At 66.4% G+C, this 15728-nt stretch carries 15 protein-coding genes; 10 read left to right on the top strand and 5 right to left on the bottom strand.

Going from position 1 to position 15728, the window contains the following annotated elements; genetic code table 11:
* The first annotated feature begins 116 nt into the window (after window positions 1–116).
* The 6 genes from ACTIEY_RS19925 (at window position 117) to ACTIEY_RS19900 (ending at window position 7289) form a co-directional block, all read left to right on the top strand.
* Window positions 117–944 (top strand): class I SAM-dependent methyltransferase, encoded by an 828-nt coding sequence (locus ACTIEY_RS19925; protein ID WP_439520894.1) that lies wholly within the window; start codon window positions 117–119, stop codon window positions 942–944.
* A gap of 24 nt (window positions 945–968) precedes the next feature.
* A complete protein-coding gene (locus ACTIEY_RS19920; RefSeq protein WP_439520893.1) occupies window positions 969–1517 on the top strand; it encodes a DUF3455 domain-containing protein in 549 nt (182 codons plus the stop codon).
* A 51-nt stretch (window positions 1518–1568) separates the two neighbouring features.
* On the top strand, window positions 1569–2783 hold the full coding sequence (locus tag ACTIEY_RS19915; protein ID WP_439520892.1) for a vanadium-dependent haloperoxidase: 1215 nt from the start codon (window positions 1569–1571) through the stop codon (window positions 2781–2783).
* 20 nt (window positions 2784–2803) lie between these two features.
* Window positions 2804–4306 carry an NAD(P)-binding protein gene (locus ACTIEY_RS19910; protein ID WP_439520891.1) on the top strand — a complete coding sequence of 501 codons (1503 nt, stop codon included), beginning with the start codon at window positions 2804–2806 and terminating at the stop codon, window positions 4304–4306.
* Window positions 4307–4413: 107 nt separating this feature from the next.
* The gene (locus ACTIEY_RS19905; RefSeq protein ID WP_439520890.1) at window positions 4414–4908 is read left to right on the top strand and encodes a DUF421 domain-containing protein; all 495 of its coding nucleotides are present in this window, start codon (window positions 4414–4416) and stop codon (window positions 4906–4908) included.
* A 233-nt stretch (window positions 4909–5141) separates the two neighbouring features.
* Entirely contained in the window at window positions 5142–7289 is a 2148-nt protein-coding gene (locus ACTIEY_RS19900; protein WP_439520889.1) for an ATP-binding protein, read from the top strand.
* A 288-nt stretch (window positions 7290–7577) separates the two neighbouring features.
* On the opposite strand, the gene ACTIEY_RS19895 is transcribed toward ACTIEY_RS19900, so the two are convergent.
* From ACTIEY_RS19895 to ACTIEY_RS19885, 3 genes are all read right to left on the bottom strand, one after another.
* Window positions 7578–7925, bottom strand: a complete 348-nt coding sequence (locus ACTIEY_RS19895) for a hypothetical protein (protein ID WP_439520888.1) — start codon at window positions 7923–7925, stop codon at window positions 7578–7580.
* A 63-nt stretch (window positions 7926–7988) separates the two neighbouring features.
* Complete coding sequence (locus ACTIEY_RS19890) at window positions 7989–8384, bottom strand: PRC-barrel domain-containing protein (RefSeq protein WP_439520887.1); 396 nt, start codon at window positions 8382–8384, stop codon at window positions 7989–7991.
* On the bottom strand, window positions 8356–9486 hold the full coding sequence (locus ACTIEY_RS19885) for a patatin-like phospholipase family protein (protein WP_439520886.1): 1131 nt from the start codon (window positions 9484–9486) through the stop codon (window positions 8356–8358). The genes ACTIEY_RS19890 and ACTIEY_RS19885 overlap by 29 nt, the downstream gene beginning before the upstream one ends.
* Window positions 9487–9649: 163 nt before the next feature.
* Between ACTIEY_RS19885 and ACTIEY_RS19880 the strand changes: the two genes are divergently transcribed.
* On the top strand, window positions 9650–10063 hold the full coding sequence (locus ACTIEY_RS19880) for a CopD family protein (protein ID WP_439520885.1): 414 nt from the start codon (window positions 9650–9652) through the stop codon (window positions 10061–10063).
* Between the two features lie 26 nt (window positions 10064–10089).
* On the opposite strand, the gene ACTIEY_RS19875 is transcribed toward ACTIEY_RS19880, so the two are convergent.
* Window positions 10090–10563: a DUF2231 domain-containing protein gene (locus ACTIEY_RS19875; protein WP_439520884.1), complete on the bottom strand. Its 474-nt coding sequence runs from the start codon at window positions 10561–10563 to the stop codon at window positions 10090–10092.
* Window positions 10564–10599: 36 nt separating this feature from the next.
* Here ACTIEY_RS19875 and coxB point away from each other — a divergent pair, with 36 nt between their 5' ends.
* The 3 genes from coxB to ACTIEY_RS19860 are packed head-to-tail and all read left to right on the top strand — an operon-like array spanning window position 10600 to window position 14169.
* The gene (coxB, locus tag ACTIEY_RS19870) at window positions 10600–11316 is read left to right on the top strand and encodes a cytochrome c oxidase subunit II (RefSeq protein ID WP_439520883.1); all 717 of its coding nucleotides are present in this window, start codon (window positions 10600–10602) and stop codon (window positions 11314–11316) included.
* Window positions 11309–13843: a cytochrome c oxidase subunit I gene (gene ctaD, locus ACTIEY_RS19865; RefSeq protein ID WP_439520882.1), complete on the top strand. Its 2535-nt coding sequence runs from the start codon at window positions 11309–11311 to the stop codon at window positions 13841–13843. Before coxB ends, ctaD begins: the two co-directional genes overlap by 8 nt.
* The gene (locus ACTIEY_RS19860) at window positions 13840–14169 is read left to right on the top strand and encodes a hypothetical protein (protein ID WP_439520881.1); all 330 of its coding nucleotides are present in this window, start codon (window positions 13840–13842) and stop codon (window positions 14167–14169) included. The genes ctaD and ACTIEY_RS19860 overlap by 4 nt, the downstream gene beginning before the upstream one ends.
* A 33-nt stretch (window positions 14170–14202) precedes the next feature.
* On the opposite strand, the gene ACTIEY_RS19855 is transcribed toward ACTIEY_RS19860, so the two are convergent.
* Window positions 14203–15654, bottom strand: a complete 1452-nt coding sequence (locus ACTIEY_RS19855; RefSeq protein WP_439520880.1) for a PQQ-dependent sugar dehydrogenase — start codon at window positions 15652–15654, stop codon at window positions 14203–14205.
* Between the last annotated feature and the right edge of the window lie 74 nt (window positions 15655–15728).

The raw sequence follows: 15728 nt of genomic DNA, 5'->3' as shown, positions 1-15728 counted from the left end.
CGAGCAAATATGCCGAACGCAAGGTGAAGCGTCAATGGCGCTGGTTTTCGAGAATTCATCCATTGGCGCAGAGGGCGCCGATGCACACCTCAAACCCACTCAGGAGCTCCGAAACCATGAACACCGTCATCGACAAACCCGCCCCGGATTTCACCGCCATCAAGCAGCGCCAGCAGGCCACCTGGGCCAGCGGCGACTACGCTGCCGTCGGCACCACGCTGCAGATCGTCGGCGAGGCGCTGGCAGAAGCCGCCGACGTCCGCGCCGACCAGGCCGTGCTGGACGTGGCAGCCGGCAACGGCAATGCATCGCTGGCTGCCGCGCGCCGGTACGCCAAGGTCACGTCCACGGACTACGTGCAGTCGCTGCTGGACAAAGGGCGCAACCGCGCGCAGGCCGAGCACCTCCCCATGCAGTTCCAGCTGGCAGATGCGGAGGCGCTGCCTTTTGCCAACGCCAGCTTCGACGTGGTGCTTTCCACCTTCGGCGTGATGTTCACGCCCGACCACCACCGCGCGGCCAGCGAGATGCTTCGTGTTCTGCGTCCAGGCGGGCGCATCGCCCTGGCGAACTGGACGCCCGCAGGCTTCATCGGCCGCCTGTTCAAGGTGATCGGCGCGCACGTTCCGCCACCAGCAGGTGTGCAGCCGCCTTCGCTTTGGGGGACGGAGCCGCACATCGTCGAGCTCTTCGGCGCGCAGGCTTCGCACATCGAATGCCAGCGTCGGCACTTCAACTTCCGCTACCGCTCGGCAGCGCATTTCGTCGACGTGTTCCGGGATCTTTACGGCCCGACCCACAAGGCCTTTGCGGCACTCGACGCCGTCGGTGCGCAGTCACTCGAGCGCGGTATCACGGCCCTGCTCGAAGAACTGAACGTGGCGGGTCCGGATTCGCTGGTGGTGCCGAGCGAATACCTCGAGATCGTGGTCACCAAACACTGAAGCGGGCCGCACGGGAAGAACGACATGAACACCAGCAAGTTTCTGAAGCCGCTGGCCGTCCTCTGGGCGGGTGCCTGTCTCGCTGCCGTGGCGGCCTGCGCTGGCGCGCCGATCACCCAGCCCAAAGTGCCTGCCGCACTGGAACCGGGTGGCTCGGTGCGCACGCTGGCCACCATCTCGGCCACAGGCGTGCAGATCTACGAGTGCCGCATGGCGAGCGGCAGCAACGCTGCTGCCTGGACCTTCGTGGCACCCGAGGCGCAGTTGTTCGACGAGCGCGGCCGGTCCATGGGCACCCACGGCGCCGGCCCGTACTGGATGGGCCTGGACGGCAGCCGGGTGGTGGGCAGTGTGCGAGCCCGTGCCGACGCGCCGGAAAGCGGCGCCATTCCGTGGTTGCTGCTCACCACACAAAACGTCGGTGCGCCTGGCGTGTTGAGCGCAGTCAGCTTCATTCAACGCCTGAACACCGAAGGCGGCATTGCGCCAGTGACCGGTTGCGACGCCCAGTCCATCGGGCGGCAGGTGCGCGTGGGCTACCGCGCCGATTACCGCCTCTTTGTTCCTGCCTGATTGCCTCGTGGCTCAGGCATCTCCATTCCATTCACTATTGAAAGAACCATCATGAAAACATCCACCTGGATGACCCGCTGCGCCGTGCCCCTCGCCGGGGCCTTGATCGCGCTCGCCGCATCGCCCGCAAAGGCCGATGTCATCACCGACTGGAACCAGCGGTCCGCCCAGATCGTCGGCGACGCCCGAATCGGCACACCCCCTGCCGTGCGGGTCATGGCGCTGGTGCAGACCGCCGTGTACGAAGCCGCGCGGGAGGCTGCACGCACGCCCTCGGCACCTTCCCACGCGGTGGACGCGGCGGTGGCAGGCGCCCACCGCGCGGCGCTGACCCAGTTGCTGCCTGCCCAGCGCGCCGGCATCGAAGCTGCCGTGCAGGCGGCCCTTGCTGCCGTGCCTGATGACGCGCCGCGCGCAGCGCACCTGGCGGCCGGCGAGCGCGCAGCGCAGCGTGTCCTGGCTGCGCGCAGTGGCGAGATGCCAACCGGGGCAGACACCTACCGGCCGCACACCACCGCGGGCACCTACGTGCCCACCACGATGCTTGCAGCGCTGGCCTGGCCTCAGCGCAAACCGTGGCTGCTGCAGCGTGCCGACCAGTTCCGCCCAGGTCCACCACCCGCACTCACCAGTGTGCGCTGGGCGACGGACTTCAACGAAATGAAGGCCGTGGGTGCACGCGACAGCAAGCAGCGCAGCGCGGAACAGACCGAGATCGGACGCTTCTGGGACTACTCCCTGCCCGCCATTTACCACGGCGTGGTGCGCTCGGTGGCGCTGCAGCCGGGCCGCGACGTGATCGCCAACGCGCGCCTCTTCGCGCTGGTGGCGCAATCCATGGACGACGCGCTGATCGCCGTGATGGATGCGAAGTACCAGTACAACTTCTGGCGTCCCGTCACTGCCATTCGCAACGGCGACGTGGATGGCCAGGACGCCACCGAGCGCGATGCGAGCTGGATGCCGTTGATCGAGACCCCCATGCACCCGGAGTATCCCTGCGCGCACTGCATCCTGGCCAGCACCGTGGCCACCGTGCTGAACGCTGAAGGCAGCAAGGGGCCGCTGCCGGTGCTCAGCACGACCAGCGCCACCTTGCCTGGTGTGGTGCGCCGCTGGAACACGCCCGATGAATTCGCCAATGAAGTGGCGCAGGCTCGCATCTATGGCGGCGTGCACTACCGCAATTCCACCGAGGTGGGCGTGGCCATGGGTCAACGCATCGGCCAGTGGGCCCTGCAGCGCAGCGCCGCGGCCGAACAGTGATCCACCGCGAGGAGCACCCCATGAGCCAATCCATCCGGGAAGTCGACTACGTGATCGTCGGTGCAGGAGCGGTCGGCATGGCGATGGCCGACACGCTGACGGCCGAGACCGCAGCCACTGTGGTCATCGTCGACCGCCGTGCCAGACCGGGCGGCCACTGGAACGACGCCTATCCCTTTGTGCGGCTGCATGGACCTTCGGTCACCTACGGCGTGAACTCGTTGCCGCTGGGCGGTGGTCAGATCGACACGTCAGGCCTCAACGCGGGGCTGAACGAACTGGCCAGCGGCGCCGAGATCTGCGCCTACTACGAGCGCGTCATGCAGGAGCACTTGTTGTCCAGTGGCCGTGTCACCTGGCTGCCGCTGCACGATGTGGGTGAAGACGGTGTGGCCACCTCGCTGGTGAATGGGCAGCGCGTGCAACTGATGGCCCGGCGGCGCTGGGTGGACGCCACGCAGGCCGACACCCAGGTGCCCACCACCCACGGGCCTCGATTCACGGTGGCGCAAGGGGTGACCTGTCTGACGCCGACCGAACTCACTCAATGGAACCGGCCCGTGGCCGGACAGGTGATCGTGGGCGGCGGCAAGACGGCCATGGACACCGCCCTGTGGCTTCTGGAGCAAGGCGTGGAGCCCGACACCATCACCTGGATTCGACCGCGTGAGGCCTGGCTGCTCAACCGCGCCAACGTGCAACCCACGCCGACCTTCGCCCACCAGACGATGGCCGCCATGGTCGCCGAACTCGAGGCCGCGCGCGATGCGACCTCGCTGCCGGATCTGTTCAACCGTCTGGAAGCGGCACGGCTCCTTCAACGCATCGATCCCTCGGTGGAGCCCACCATGTACCGATGCGCCATCGTGAGCGATGCCGAACTGGCGCAACTCCGCAAGATCAAGAACGTCGTGCGCAAGGGGCGCGTACGGTCCATCGAAACAGGCCGCATCGTGCTGGATCACGGTGAGATCGCCACGACGGCGGGACACGTGCATGTGCACTGCAGCACCGCTGGTTTGCCGCGCGGCCCGGCGCAGCCGGTGTTTCGGGGGCAACGCATCGTGCCTCAGTATGTGCGCCGCTGTTCGCCCACCTTCAGCGCCGCTTTCATTGCCCACGTCGAAGCAACAATCGAGGCGGATGACGTTGTGAAGAACGGGCTGAGCGAGCCTGTGCCGGTGCCCGAGGAACCGCTCGACTGGCTGCGAATGCACCTGCAGACCGCGCGAAATCAGGCTGCCTGGTCCCAGCACCCGGAACTGCAGAAGTGGTTGCGACGCTCGCGGCTGGAGGCCTACGCCGGCCTGTTCACGCGTCTTCATGCTCAGGCCGACCCTGCGTGGGAAGCACTTCAGTCCCGGCTCAGGCAGGCGCGTGGTCCTGGGCTGGAGCGCATGGCTGAACTGCTCGAATCCCAAAACCAAAAACTGAAAGAGACGATGCAGAAACCTTCATCACAGCCAACCTCGATGACAAGGGGTGCGGTGGCGCGCAGGGTTGCAGGGACAACAAAGTCCTGAGCGCTCATCCGACGAATACCCTTCGGTCCAGCAACAAAGATGTCCATTTCGGGAACGCCGATTGCCCGGCATTCGCTCACCTAAGATTCCGATGGAGGAGCTGTTCTATGTGGACGTTGTCTGTGCCCTGGTGGGAGCTTCCCCTTCGGGCCGTGTTCATCTACGGCGCCTTGCTGACCATGATGCGGCTCTCAGGCAAACGAACCGTTGGCCAATTCACGCCTTTTGACTTGCTGGTGGTCCTGCTGTTGAGCGAAGTGGCCGGATCCGGATTGAATGGCGGAGACATCTCGGTCACCGCCAGCTTGCTTTCCGTGGCCACCCTGATCGGACTCAATGTGCTGGTGGCCGTGACAGCCAGTCGCAGTACCTGGGTGCAGACCTTGACCGAAGGCGAAGCGGTGCTGATCGGCCGCGACGGTGTCATCTTTGCGGCAATTCTTCGCCGGGAGCACGTGCCGATGCTCGACGTCGAGCGTGCTCTGCGAGAAGCCGACTGCGACCTCGCAGACATGAGATATGCGTTCCTGGAGGCCGACGGGGACATCAGCATTCTCAAGTCGTCGTCAGGGGCCGTGAAACAGGAGGGGCGTGTTGCCTGAATCCGCCTGGCCCAGAAGTCGCCGCGCGTTGCCTCTTGCGGGTGCCACCTGACATTCTGCTGACCAAGATCACACCGGGTGTGCAACGAATCGGCTGACACCTCCAGGAGCCACAGCCCCCTCTCGGCATACCCGACGGCGGCTTGTGCCAATGCTTCTGGAGAGCGCAACGCCAAGCTACGATCTGGGCCCCGCTTCGAACTTCCCGTCGCACGTGGCCTAGAGGAAACGTATTGAGCAATCGTGCAGGCATCTCTGCGAGCAGCTTTCCGCGCAACAACGCCTTGCGTTACCTTGAAGCAACGGTCTTCCTGGCCGTTGCCGTGCCAGCCATGCTGTTTCTGGTGGAGGCGGGGCGGCGCCATACCGAGTCTCTGGAACGCGCGCGTGTGCGCCTGAGCAGCGACGTACAGGTGGCTGCACAGCATGCCTTGCGTGTGTTCGACACCACCGACGTGCTTCTGCAGCGGACTTTCGATCTGGTCGGAAACGACGGCGATGTCGCCATCCGCGATCGCGAGCAGGTGCTGCACGCCCAACTTCAGCGCATCACCGCGCCGCTTCCACATGTTCAATCGGTCTGGGTGTTCAGTCGCGAGGGCGCACCTCTGGTGAGCAACCGGTTCTTCCCCACACCCGCATTCAACGTCTCCGATCGTGAGTATTTTCAGTGGCACCTGGCGGGCCTCGGTCCCACGTACGTGACGGAGGCCCTCGTGGCACGGGTCGGAGGTGAGCGTTTCTTCGATGTCAGCCGGCGTCGTGTGGACAGCAGCGGCAACTTCGCCGGGTTGATTTCGGTGGGCCTGCGCCCGGAACATTTCTCCAGTTTCTACAAGGAGATGATTGGAGATCGGAAGGATGGACGTGTCGCCCTCTTTCGAAGCGATGGGCGATATGTGGCGCGTTGGCCGTCGCTGCCGCCCCCCGAGGCCCGTATTCCTGAGGGAAGCTCGCTGCTGACCCGCTGGGCGCGGGGCGAAACCTCTGGCATTCACGACAGCGACTCGCTCATGGACGGCTCTGCGCGCCTGGGAGCGTTTCAAAAGGTGGGCAGCTATCCCCTCTACGTTTACGCGAGTGTTCCGCGCGATGACGTGGAGGCTGAATGGCGCGGTGAGATGGGCTTGCTGGCTGCGTTCGTGGGGCCCGTGTCGCTGCTGCTGGCGTGGGTTGCGTGGGTGGCCAGGCAACGGACTCGAGAGCAGCTGTTGGCCTTGCAACGTCTGGAACAGGAAACCGCTCAACGCTTGCGGGCCGAGGAGACCCTGCGGCAGGCACAAAAGCTGGAGGCCATGGGGCGTCTCACCGGCGGCGTTGCGCACGACTTCAACAATTTGCTGGCGGTGGTGAGCAACAATGTGTTCCTTCTGGGACTGAAGACTCTGGGAGAGGAGCCCAAGGCCAAGGCATTGGCCCGGATCGAGCGCGCCGTGGCATCGGGCACGGCACTCACCAGGCAACTCCTTTCCTTTACGAGGCGCCAGGCACTGAGACCCGAGGTGCTGACGCTCCAGGAACGTTTGCCCGCGCTCGCTGACATGCTGCACACGGCCCTTGGCAGCAACATCCAGTGTGTGGTCGACGTCGCGACAGACACGGCGCCGGTCGAGGTCGATCTGGCGGAAATGGAACTCGCCTTGTTGAATTTGGCCGTCAATGCGAAGGACGCGAGCCCTTCAGGGGGCCGAGTGACCATCACCGCCCGCAATGCGGTGCCTGGAGAGAAACCTGACGCACCTGCGCAAGCTGTGGTGATCGAATTTGCCGACAACGGAAAGGGAATCGATCCCGACCTCATGGAACGGGTGTTCGAACCCTTCTTCACCACCAAGCCAATGGGAGAAGGGACGGGTCTTGGTTTGAGCCAGGTTCATGGTTTCTGCACACGCGCGAACGGCGTGGCGCATCTCACCAGCGAACCCGGCAAGGGCACGACGGTCAGCATGTATCTGCCTGCCGCGCCAACGGACGCAGTGCCTGTCACCCCACCTGCAGATACAGCTCCCGCATCACTGAAATGCACGGTACTGCTGGTGGATGACAACGTATCGCTTGCCGATTCCATTGGGCCGATGCTCGAGTCGGTCGGCTGCCAGGTGCGAGTGGCAACATCCGTCAGGGAAGCACTGGAGGTGTTGACGAACGGCCCGATCTTCGACGTTGTACTCAGCGACATCGTCATGCCGGGAGCGCTCGACGGCATCCACTTTGCCGAATCGCTGCGGCGCGCCTATCCCGATCTGCCCGTGGTGCTCATGACCGGTTACTCAGCCAAACTCGCCCGCGCGCGCGAACTCGGCTTCACCGTGCTACCCAAACCTTGTACACCCCGGGCGTTGGTGGAAACCTTGTCACGTGCCGTTCCACGGGCCCCCTGAGCGCCACACGCGTTGCTGCAATGGCAGGACGGGCATGACGTTTGCCCCGTGGTTCATCCTGGAGAAATTCAATGCGCCTACGATCACCATGGTTCCTGCCTGTCCTCGGCCTGCTCGCGTCGTGGGTATTCATCCGCTGGCGCCAGCGGGTTGCGAGTCAAACGCCCCATCCCGAATCCAGCGATTGGCTTGTTTCCGTAGCGGGTGAAGAAGACCCGGGGTCTGCGATTGACACACTGGTGACCCGCCCACGTTTCCGCGAAACCCGTTGAACGGCGCGCACCACCCTCAGTAAGCCGCCTCGCGAGCTTCCAGAACCAGCGACCTGACCCGACAGCCCTTGCAGTTGGCCTTGGCGCGCACGCGGCAGTCGGCATCCGCCTCCAAAGCCAGGCGGCAGTGGTACTCCAGGCTGTCGGTCTCGCCCAGGCTCTGGCTCGGGATGCGGCGAGACCATACACGTCTGCCGTCCACCTCCACGGTCAGTTCGAGCCAGCTGCCTGTGGCTTCCGGCGGCACATCCACCAGCAAGGTCGCATCCAGGTCGAAGGAGCGCTCGCGGCGCAGTGCGGCGGGAATCACCAGGGAGGCCACAGAGTCGGCGCCCGCGTCATGCTTCCAATATTCCGGCGTCATCCGAAAAGTCTAAGCCCACCCCGAGTTGAAAGCGGAGCAACGCCTTCGCCCGGAGTCACTGCATCAACACCGCGGGTCCACATACGGCTGCGTGCCGTAGTAATCGTGGATGCCCTTTTCCCAGGTGCTGTCGGCCATGTCGGGCCAGCTGTCCTTGTCAAAACCCGGCGCGTCCTTCAGACGTTCCTTGCTGGCGTCGAGCACGAAGCGCTTGTTGACGGTGTCCAGCTTCAGCGCCGACCACGACACGGCGAAGAGCTTTTCGCCCATGCCCAGGAAGCCACCAAACGAGAGCACGGCGTACGCCACGCGGCCGTTGTGCATGCTCAGCATGATTTCCTTGATATCACCGAGGCTCTCTTCCTGCGTGTTGTAGACGTCGTTGCCCAGCAGGGTGTTGGCGCCCATCAGATGCGGGCTCAAATGCACGCTACCCCTGAAGCACGCTCCCCAATTCAAAGCTGCTGCGCTTGCCCAGATCCGTGCGGTGCGCTTTCAGCCACGTGGCCGCCGCCTCCCGGCCCAGCTCGTGCAACTGGGACAGGAACGCCCACTGCGTGTTGTTCTTGCTCTCTGCGCCCAGCGCGGCCAGCGAGGCGCCGCCGTCGATCATGTGCACGCGCAGGCGTTGCAGTTGCCTGAAGAGTTCGGGGCTGTCCTTGTGGGGCTTGTCGCCGATGAGTTGCTTCATCAGCGCCAGGGTGCGCATCTCCTTGATGAGGCTGGCGTTGAACGTGACTTCGTTGATGCGGTCCAGGATGTCGCGGGCGCTCGATGGCACGGCTTCGCGTTGCGTGGGGTTGATCTGCACGAGCAGCAGGTCGTCGGCGACGCGTTCTTCCACCAGGGGCAGCAGCGAAGGGTTGCCGGCGTAGCCGCCGTCCCAGTAGGCTTCGCCGTCGATCTCGACGGCCTGGAACAGCAGGGGCAGGCAGGCGGAGGCCAGCACCATGTCGGCGGTGAGTTCGTGCTGGTTGAACACGCGCAGCGCACCGGTGCGAACCTGGGTGGCGGCCACGAACAGTTGCGTCTTGTGGCAATGGCGCACGCGATCGAAGTCCACGGTGTCGCGCAGGATGTCGCGCAGCGGATTCAGGTTGAGCGGGTTGAGCTGGTAGGGCGAGAGCTGGCTGCCCAGCGCGTCGGCGGCCTTCTTGATCGGGTCGGTCCATGGTTTGATGAACGGTGCCAGCCAGTCGTTGGCGGGGCCCATCATCACGCCGAGCGGGCTGGTCTGCAGCCGGTGGAAGGGCGATATTTCGGCCACGCGTTCCCAGAACTGGCGCAGCACGCGGCGCGCGCCTTCGCGGCCACCGTCCATGAGGCCAGCGGCCAGGGCCACCGCGTTCATCGCGCCCGCGCTGGTGCCGCTGATGGCGGCAATTTCCAGCGTCCGGTCCTCGAGCAGGCGGTCGAGCACGCCCCAGGTGAATGCCCCGTGCGAGCCACCGCCCTGGAGGGCGAGGTCGATCGGATGCTTGTCTTTCCGGCTGGCGGGCGCAGCCGCGGGAACGGGCTTTCTGCGGCTGGCGATGCGGGTGCGGGCGGCGGTCTGTGTCATGGCGGGCAGCCTCGAGAGGTGGGTGTTGGCACGATTGTCCCCTTCTTATGTTGCGCTGCAACATTAACCGCACTGTCCGGCACACCGTTCGCTACTGCACAGACACCCCGGCGCTGCGTGTGCCTACTCGGTGCGCATGACATGTCCATCGTCGGGCTGACCCATGCCCTGGCTCAAGCTGCTGCACATGGGTGCCGTCATCGTGTGGTGCGGTGCCTTGCTCTACCTGCCCTGGATGCTGGCGTCGGCCGCCGTGCCCGCCACCTCCGCCTCGCCCGCCTTGCCACGGCGATGGCCGCGTCAGGTCTACATCGGCCTGGCCACGCCCGCCGCGCTGCTGGCCATTGCCGCGGGCACGCTGATCTTTGCGCTGCAGGGGCCCCTGGCGCCGTGGCTGATGTTCAAGCTGGCGTTCGTGGGTCTGCTGGTGCTGGGGCACGGCGCCTGCGGTCTGCTGGTGCTGCGCACCGAGCGCGGTGAGCTGGGCGGCCTGCGGCAGGCCAGCCGTTTCATCCTGGTGTTGCTGGTGGCTTGTCTGCTGGCGGTGGCGTGGCTGGTGCTGCGCAAGCCGGCATGAAGAGCGCCGCCGCCTCCATCACGGGTTCACTCGTCCGTGTGCACGCCCACGGCGTTCTCGTACACGAGGCGACCTCCCAGGTACGACGCGAGCGAGATGAACGCGGCGGTCAGCAGGCTCAGGCCCATGCCCCAGGGCATCACATGGGTGCCGGGGTCGTCGGCCAGGCGCAGCTGCCAGTTCAGCGTGGCCACGGACAGCATCATCACCGCCATGATGGCGTGACCCCAGGCCGTCACCAGCCGGCGGATCTGCGCCACGCTGAGCAGATCGATCAGGCCGGCAATGCTGGCCGCCCAGCCACCGAGCGCGCCCACGCCGGCCAGCCACAGCCCGGCGCGCGCCCAGAACGGATCACCGCCATACAGGTAGGCCGCATCGGTGGCCACCAGCGCGATGAGGGCCGCCACCGGAAAGTGGATCAGCATCGGGTGGATCGGGTGCCCGGCAATCGCAGCGCGACTCAGGATGGGTTCGGTGCTGGGGCGGCTGGTGCTCATGGGCGCATTGTCGGCGCATCGGTCGGGGCCTGGTGCGTGCTGGGTTCGTGCATGGTGCTGTCGGGCTGCGCGGGCTCGCAGTCGATGCTCGATCCGGCCGGCCCTTCAGCGCGCGCCATCGCACAGGTGTGGTGGTGGATGCTGGGCATGGCCACGCTGGTCACGCTCGGCGTGGTGGGCGTGTGGCTGCTGGCCATGCGCGGCGGGCGCGGGCGCGAAGGCGACATCGGCGAACACCACCACCTGCGCTGGATCGTGGGCGGCGGCGTGGTGCTGCCATCGGTGGCCATCCTCGCGCTCATGGTCTTCGGCACCCCGGCCGGCCTGCACCAGTTGCCGCTGCCGGTGTCGTGGTCGGGCGAGGGCGGGCCATCGGTGGCGCCACTGCGGGTGGACGTGACCGCGCGGCAATGGGCCTGGGCGTTGCACTACCCCGGCAGCGGTGTGCGGCTGACGAACGAACTGCGCGTGCCCGTTGGCCGGCCCGTGGACATCCACGTGCGCAGCGACGACGTGATCCATTCTTTCTGGGTGCCGCGCCTGGGCGGCAAGATCGACGCCATTCCCGGGCGGACGAACGTCGTTCGCCTGCAGGCCGACGAAGCCGGCACCTTCCGGGGCCAATGCGCCGAGTTCTGCGGCTTGAACCACGCGCACATGGTCATGCGCGTGATCGCCATGCCGCAGGCGGACTACGAACTCTGGGAAATGACGCGCGACATTGCGCCTGGCCGAGGCGCCGGCAATGACTGAGCCGACGGGACACGCTGCGCCCCGCGACGCCGCTGAGCTGCACGCTGAATTCGAAGCGCTGTGGGGCAACCCCAAGGGCTGGCGCTCGCTGAGTGTGGTGAACCACACCAGTGTGGCCAAGCGCTTCATGGTCACCGGCGGCGTGTTCTTTCTCATCGCAGGCCTGCTGGGCATGCTGCTGCGCGCACAGCTGGCGCAGCCGGGGCAGGGCTTCATGGGGGCCGAGGCCTACAACCAGGCCTTCACCATGCACGGCACCATGATGATGTTTCTGTTCGCGGTGCCCATCCAGCAGGGCCTGGCGGCCTACCTGCTGCCCAAGATGCTGGGCGCGCGAGACCTGGTGTTTCCGCGCCTGGGCGCGTTCGGCTACTGGTGCTATCTGTTCGGCGGCATCATCTTCACCAGCAGCCTGCTGGTGGGCCTGGCGCCCGATGCGGGGTGGTTCATGTACACGCCGCTCTCCAGCAACACCTACTCGCCCGGCATGGGGGCAGACTTCTGGCTGCTCGGCATCACCTTCATCGAGATCGCCACCATGGCCGCCGCCATCGACATTGCGGTCTCCATCCTGCGCGCGCGCGCTGCGGGCATGGGTCTGCACCAGTTGCCCATCTTCGCGTGGTCCATGCTCATCACCTCGATGATGGTGATCGTCGGATTTCCGCCGCTCATCCTGGGCAGCATCCTGCTGGAACTCGAACGCGCGGCCGGCTGGTCGTTCTTCGACCCCACGCGCGGTGGCGACCCGGTGCTGTGGCAACACCTGTTCTGGCTGTTCGGCCACCCGGAGGTCTACATCATCTTCCTGCCGGCGGCGGGCGTGGTGTCGATGCTGGTGCCGGTGTACGCGCGCAGGCCCATGGTGGGCTACCGCTGGGTGGTGGTGTCCATGATCGGCACCGGCTTCATCAGCTTCGGGCTGTGGGTGCACCACATGTTCGCCATCGGCATCCCGGCGCTTTCGCAGGCCTTCTTTGCCGTGGCCAGCATGCTGGTGGCGGTGCCCACCGGCATCCAGCTCTTCGCGTGGATCGCCACGCTCTGGAGCGGGCGACCGGTGTGGAGCGTGCCCATGCTGTGGATCGCCGGCTTTCTCATGATCTTCGTGGTGGGTGGCCTCACTGGCGTGATGCTGGCCTTCGTGCCGTTCAACTGGCAGGTGCACGACACGCACTTCGTGGTGGCGCATTTCCATTACGTGCTCATCGGCGGCATGCTGTTCCCGTTGATCGCGGGCATCTACCACTGGCTGCCGCACTTCAGTGGCCGCCTGCCTTCGGAGCGCCTGTCCCGGGCCGGTTTCTGGTTCACCTTCATCGGCTTCAACGGCACCTTCCTTGTGATGCACTGGACCGGGCTGATCGGCATGCCGCGGCGCGTGTACACCTACGACCCCGGCCTGGGGTGGGACCTGCCGAACCTCATCTCGTCGGTGTTCAGCTTCGTCATGGCCTTCGGCATCGCTGCGCTGCTGCTGGATCTGTTCCTGCACTGGCGCCATGGCCGCCCGGCGCCGCTGAACCCGTGGAATGCCGACACGCTGGAATGGGCCAGCGGCACACCGCCGCGTTCGTACAACTTCGCCAGCCTGCCGCGCATCGCCACGCTGCACCCCTTGTGGGATTCTCCCGACCTGCCCGAGACCATCGCCACTGGCCAGCACGCGCTGCCGCACGCCGCTCACGGCCGACGCGAGACCCTGGGCGTGCACCCGGTGAGCGGGCGCGTGCGCGAGGTGATCCACCTGCCGGGCAATTCGTGGTGGCCTCTGGTGGCCGGCGGTGTGCTGGGGCTGCTGTGCATCTCGCTGTTGCTCAAACAGTACCCGGTGGCCTTGGGGCTGTCACTGGTGGCGGTGGCGGTGCTGCTGCGCTGGTCGTGGGAGAACGGTGCGCAACCCAGCGCCACGGCGGGCGAGACGCACGACCTGCCGCAAGGGCTGAAGCTGCACACCCACACCTTCGACGGCCCGGGCCTGTGGGGCATGGGCATGACCATGCTGGCCGACTCTGCGCTCTATGCTTCGTTGCTGTTCGGCTGGTTGTATTTGTGGACCGTGGTGCCCGAAGGCTTTGTGAACAGCGCCTCGCCGCTGGGCATCTGGCCGCTGCTGCTGGTCACGCTGCTGTTCGGCGCCGGGCTGATGCTGCTGCGCCGCGTGGTGCGCCGCCTGCGCTCCGGCATCGACGCGGGTCTGAAGCACAGCCTGTGGGCGACGAGTTTGTGCGGGGTGGCGGCGTGCGCCGTGCTGGTGTGGCTCCTCATGACCGCCGGGCTCCAACCCACGCAGCGCGCGCACGACGCGGTGCTGGCTTTCACGCTCGCCTTCCTGTTGCTGCACGGCGCACTTGCGGCGGTGCTGGCTGCCCTGCAGGCCCTGCGCGTGCACCGCGGCCGCGTGAGCCTGCTGGCGCCGTATGAGCCCGGCGTGGTGGCCATGCTGTGGCAATTCTGTTTGCTGGCCACCGCGCTGGCGTGGGGCGTCATGGCCCTGCTGCCACAGGCCGTGGGAGCGGTGTCGTGAAGCCCAACGCCTGGCACCTGGTGGTGGGCCTCGCGTTGTGGTTCGCCTGGTTCTGCGCCACGTATGGTGGTCTGGCCGTGGCCTGCGCAGTGGCGCCGCCGCCGCCCGCACAAGGTGCGTGGACGTGGCTGAACGGCGCCGTGCTGCTGCTGGGCGCCGGATGCACCGCAGCCTTCGGCATGGCAGCCTGGGCCAGTGCACGCGTGACCGCGCTGGACGAGCGCCAGCGCTTCATGGCACGTGCAGCCACGGGCCTGTACGCCATCGCCGCCCTCTCCACCGCGCTGGTCGCCCTGCCGGCGGTGGTGATGACGCCCTGTGTCTGAACAGGCAGCGGCCCGAGGGTTGCTGCCGCTTCTTCAGCCCGGCGCCGATGCCGAGGGCTCGGGCATGGACGCCGCCGGCTCTGCCGGCGCTGCCATGGGTGCAGGCGCTGCGCCTGGCAGCGGAGCGGGTGTGGTGGTGAGCGTGTTCGGGCCTTCCACGCGCCAGATGACGTTGCCCACGTCGTCGGCCACGAGCAGTGCGCCCTTGCGATCGATGGCCACGCCCACGGGGCGGCCGAGCGCCTTGCCGTTGTCGTCGAGGAAGCCGGTGAGCACGTCCACGGGCGGGCCGCTGGGCATCGCGTCCGAGAAGGGCACGTAGATCACCTTGTAGCCACTGGGCGGGTTGCGGTTCCACGAACCGTGCTGGCCGACGAACATGCCGGTGGGGGCGAAACTGCCGCCCAGGCTGTTGCCCTGCGCCGAGCTCAGGCCCAGCGATGACGTGTGGTTGCCCAGCGCGTAATCGGGTTTGATGGCCTTGGCCACCAGGTCCGGCTGCGGCGGTTGCGGGCGCGTGTCCACCCGCTGGCCGTAGTAGCTGTAGGGCCAGCCGTAGAAGCCGCCGTCGCGCACCGAGGTCATGTAGTCGGGCACCAGGTCGGAACCGAGTTCGTCGCGCTCGTTGACCGAGGTCCACAGCACGTTGCCTTGCCAGGCCATGCCCACCGGGTTGCGCAGGCCGCTGGCAAAGATGCGTCCCTTGCCGGTGGCGCGGTCGAATTCCCAGATGGCCGCGCGGCCTTCTTCGTGTTGCATGCCGTGTTCGGCCACGTTGCTGTTCGAGCCCACGGACGCATAGAGGCGGCTGCCATCGGCACTGGCGATCAGGCCCTTGGTCCAGTGGTGGTTGAGGTCGCCACCCGGCAGGTGGGCCACTTTGGTCACGGGGCCGCTCGCTTTGGTGTCGCCCATCTGGTAGGGCACCTTCACGATCGCATCCGTGTTGGCAATGAACAGTTCGTTGCCCACCAGCGCCATGCCAAAGGGCGAGTTGAGGTTGTCCAGGAACACCGAGCGGGTCTCGGCGGTGCCGTCGCCGTCGGCGTCGCGCAGCAGGGTGATGCGGTTGGCGCTGGGCGTGGCGGCACCCGCGCGCTTCATCACGAAACCCATCACCTTGCCCTTCAGGCCGAGCAGTTCGTCGCGCAGTGGGCGTTTGGGTGCATTGGTCTCGGCCACCAGCACATCGCCATTGGGCAGCACGTGAATCCAGCGCGGGTGATCGAGCTGGCCAGCAAACTGGCGCACCGTGGTGCCCGCCGCGGCCATGGGCTTCTGGCCTTCGCGCCAGGGTTGAGCGGGCGCCACCTTGACGGTGGGGATCATGGTGGTGACGGGCTCGGGCAACTGAGGGTCGGTGCCGTAGCCTGTGTCCACCTGGAGCTTGGCGGTGTCGCCACAGGCGGCAAGCGCCAGGGTGGCCACGGCCAGGACGATCGGTGAAAGAACGCGTGCGTGTGGGGTGCGGATTGGCGAGACCATCGGTTGCTCCTGGGTGGTCATTGGGGGATCCGGTCGAAACTACGTCCCGGGCTGCGTGGCGTCTGTGCGCTGTA

Source organism: Hydrogenophaga sp. (assembly GCF_051858985.1).
Lineage (GTDB): Bacteria > Pseudomonadota > Gammaproteobacteria > Burkholderiales > Burkholderiaceae_C > Hydrogenophaga.
This window is presented reverse-complemented; position numbering and strand designations above follow the sequence as displayed.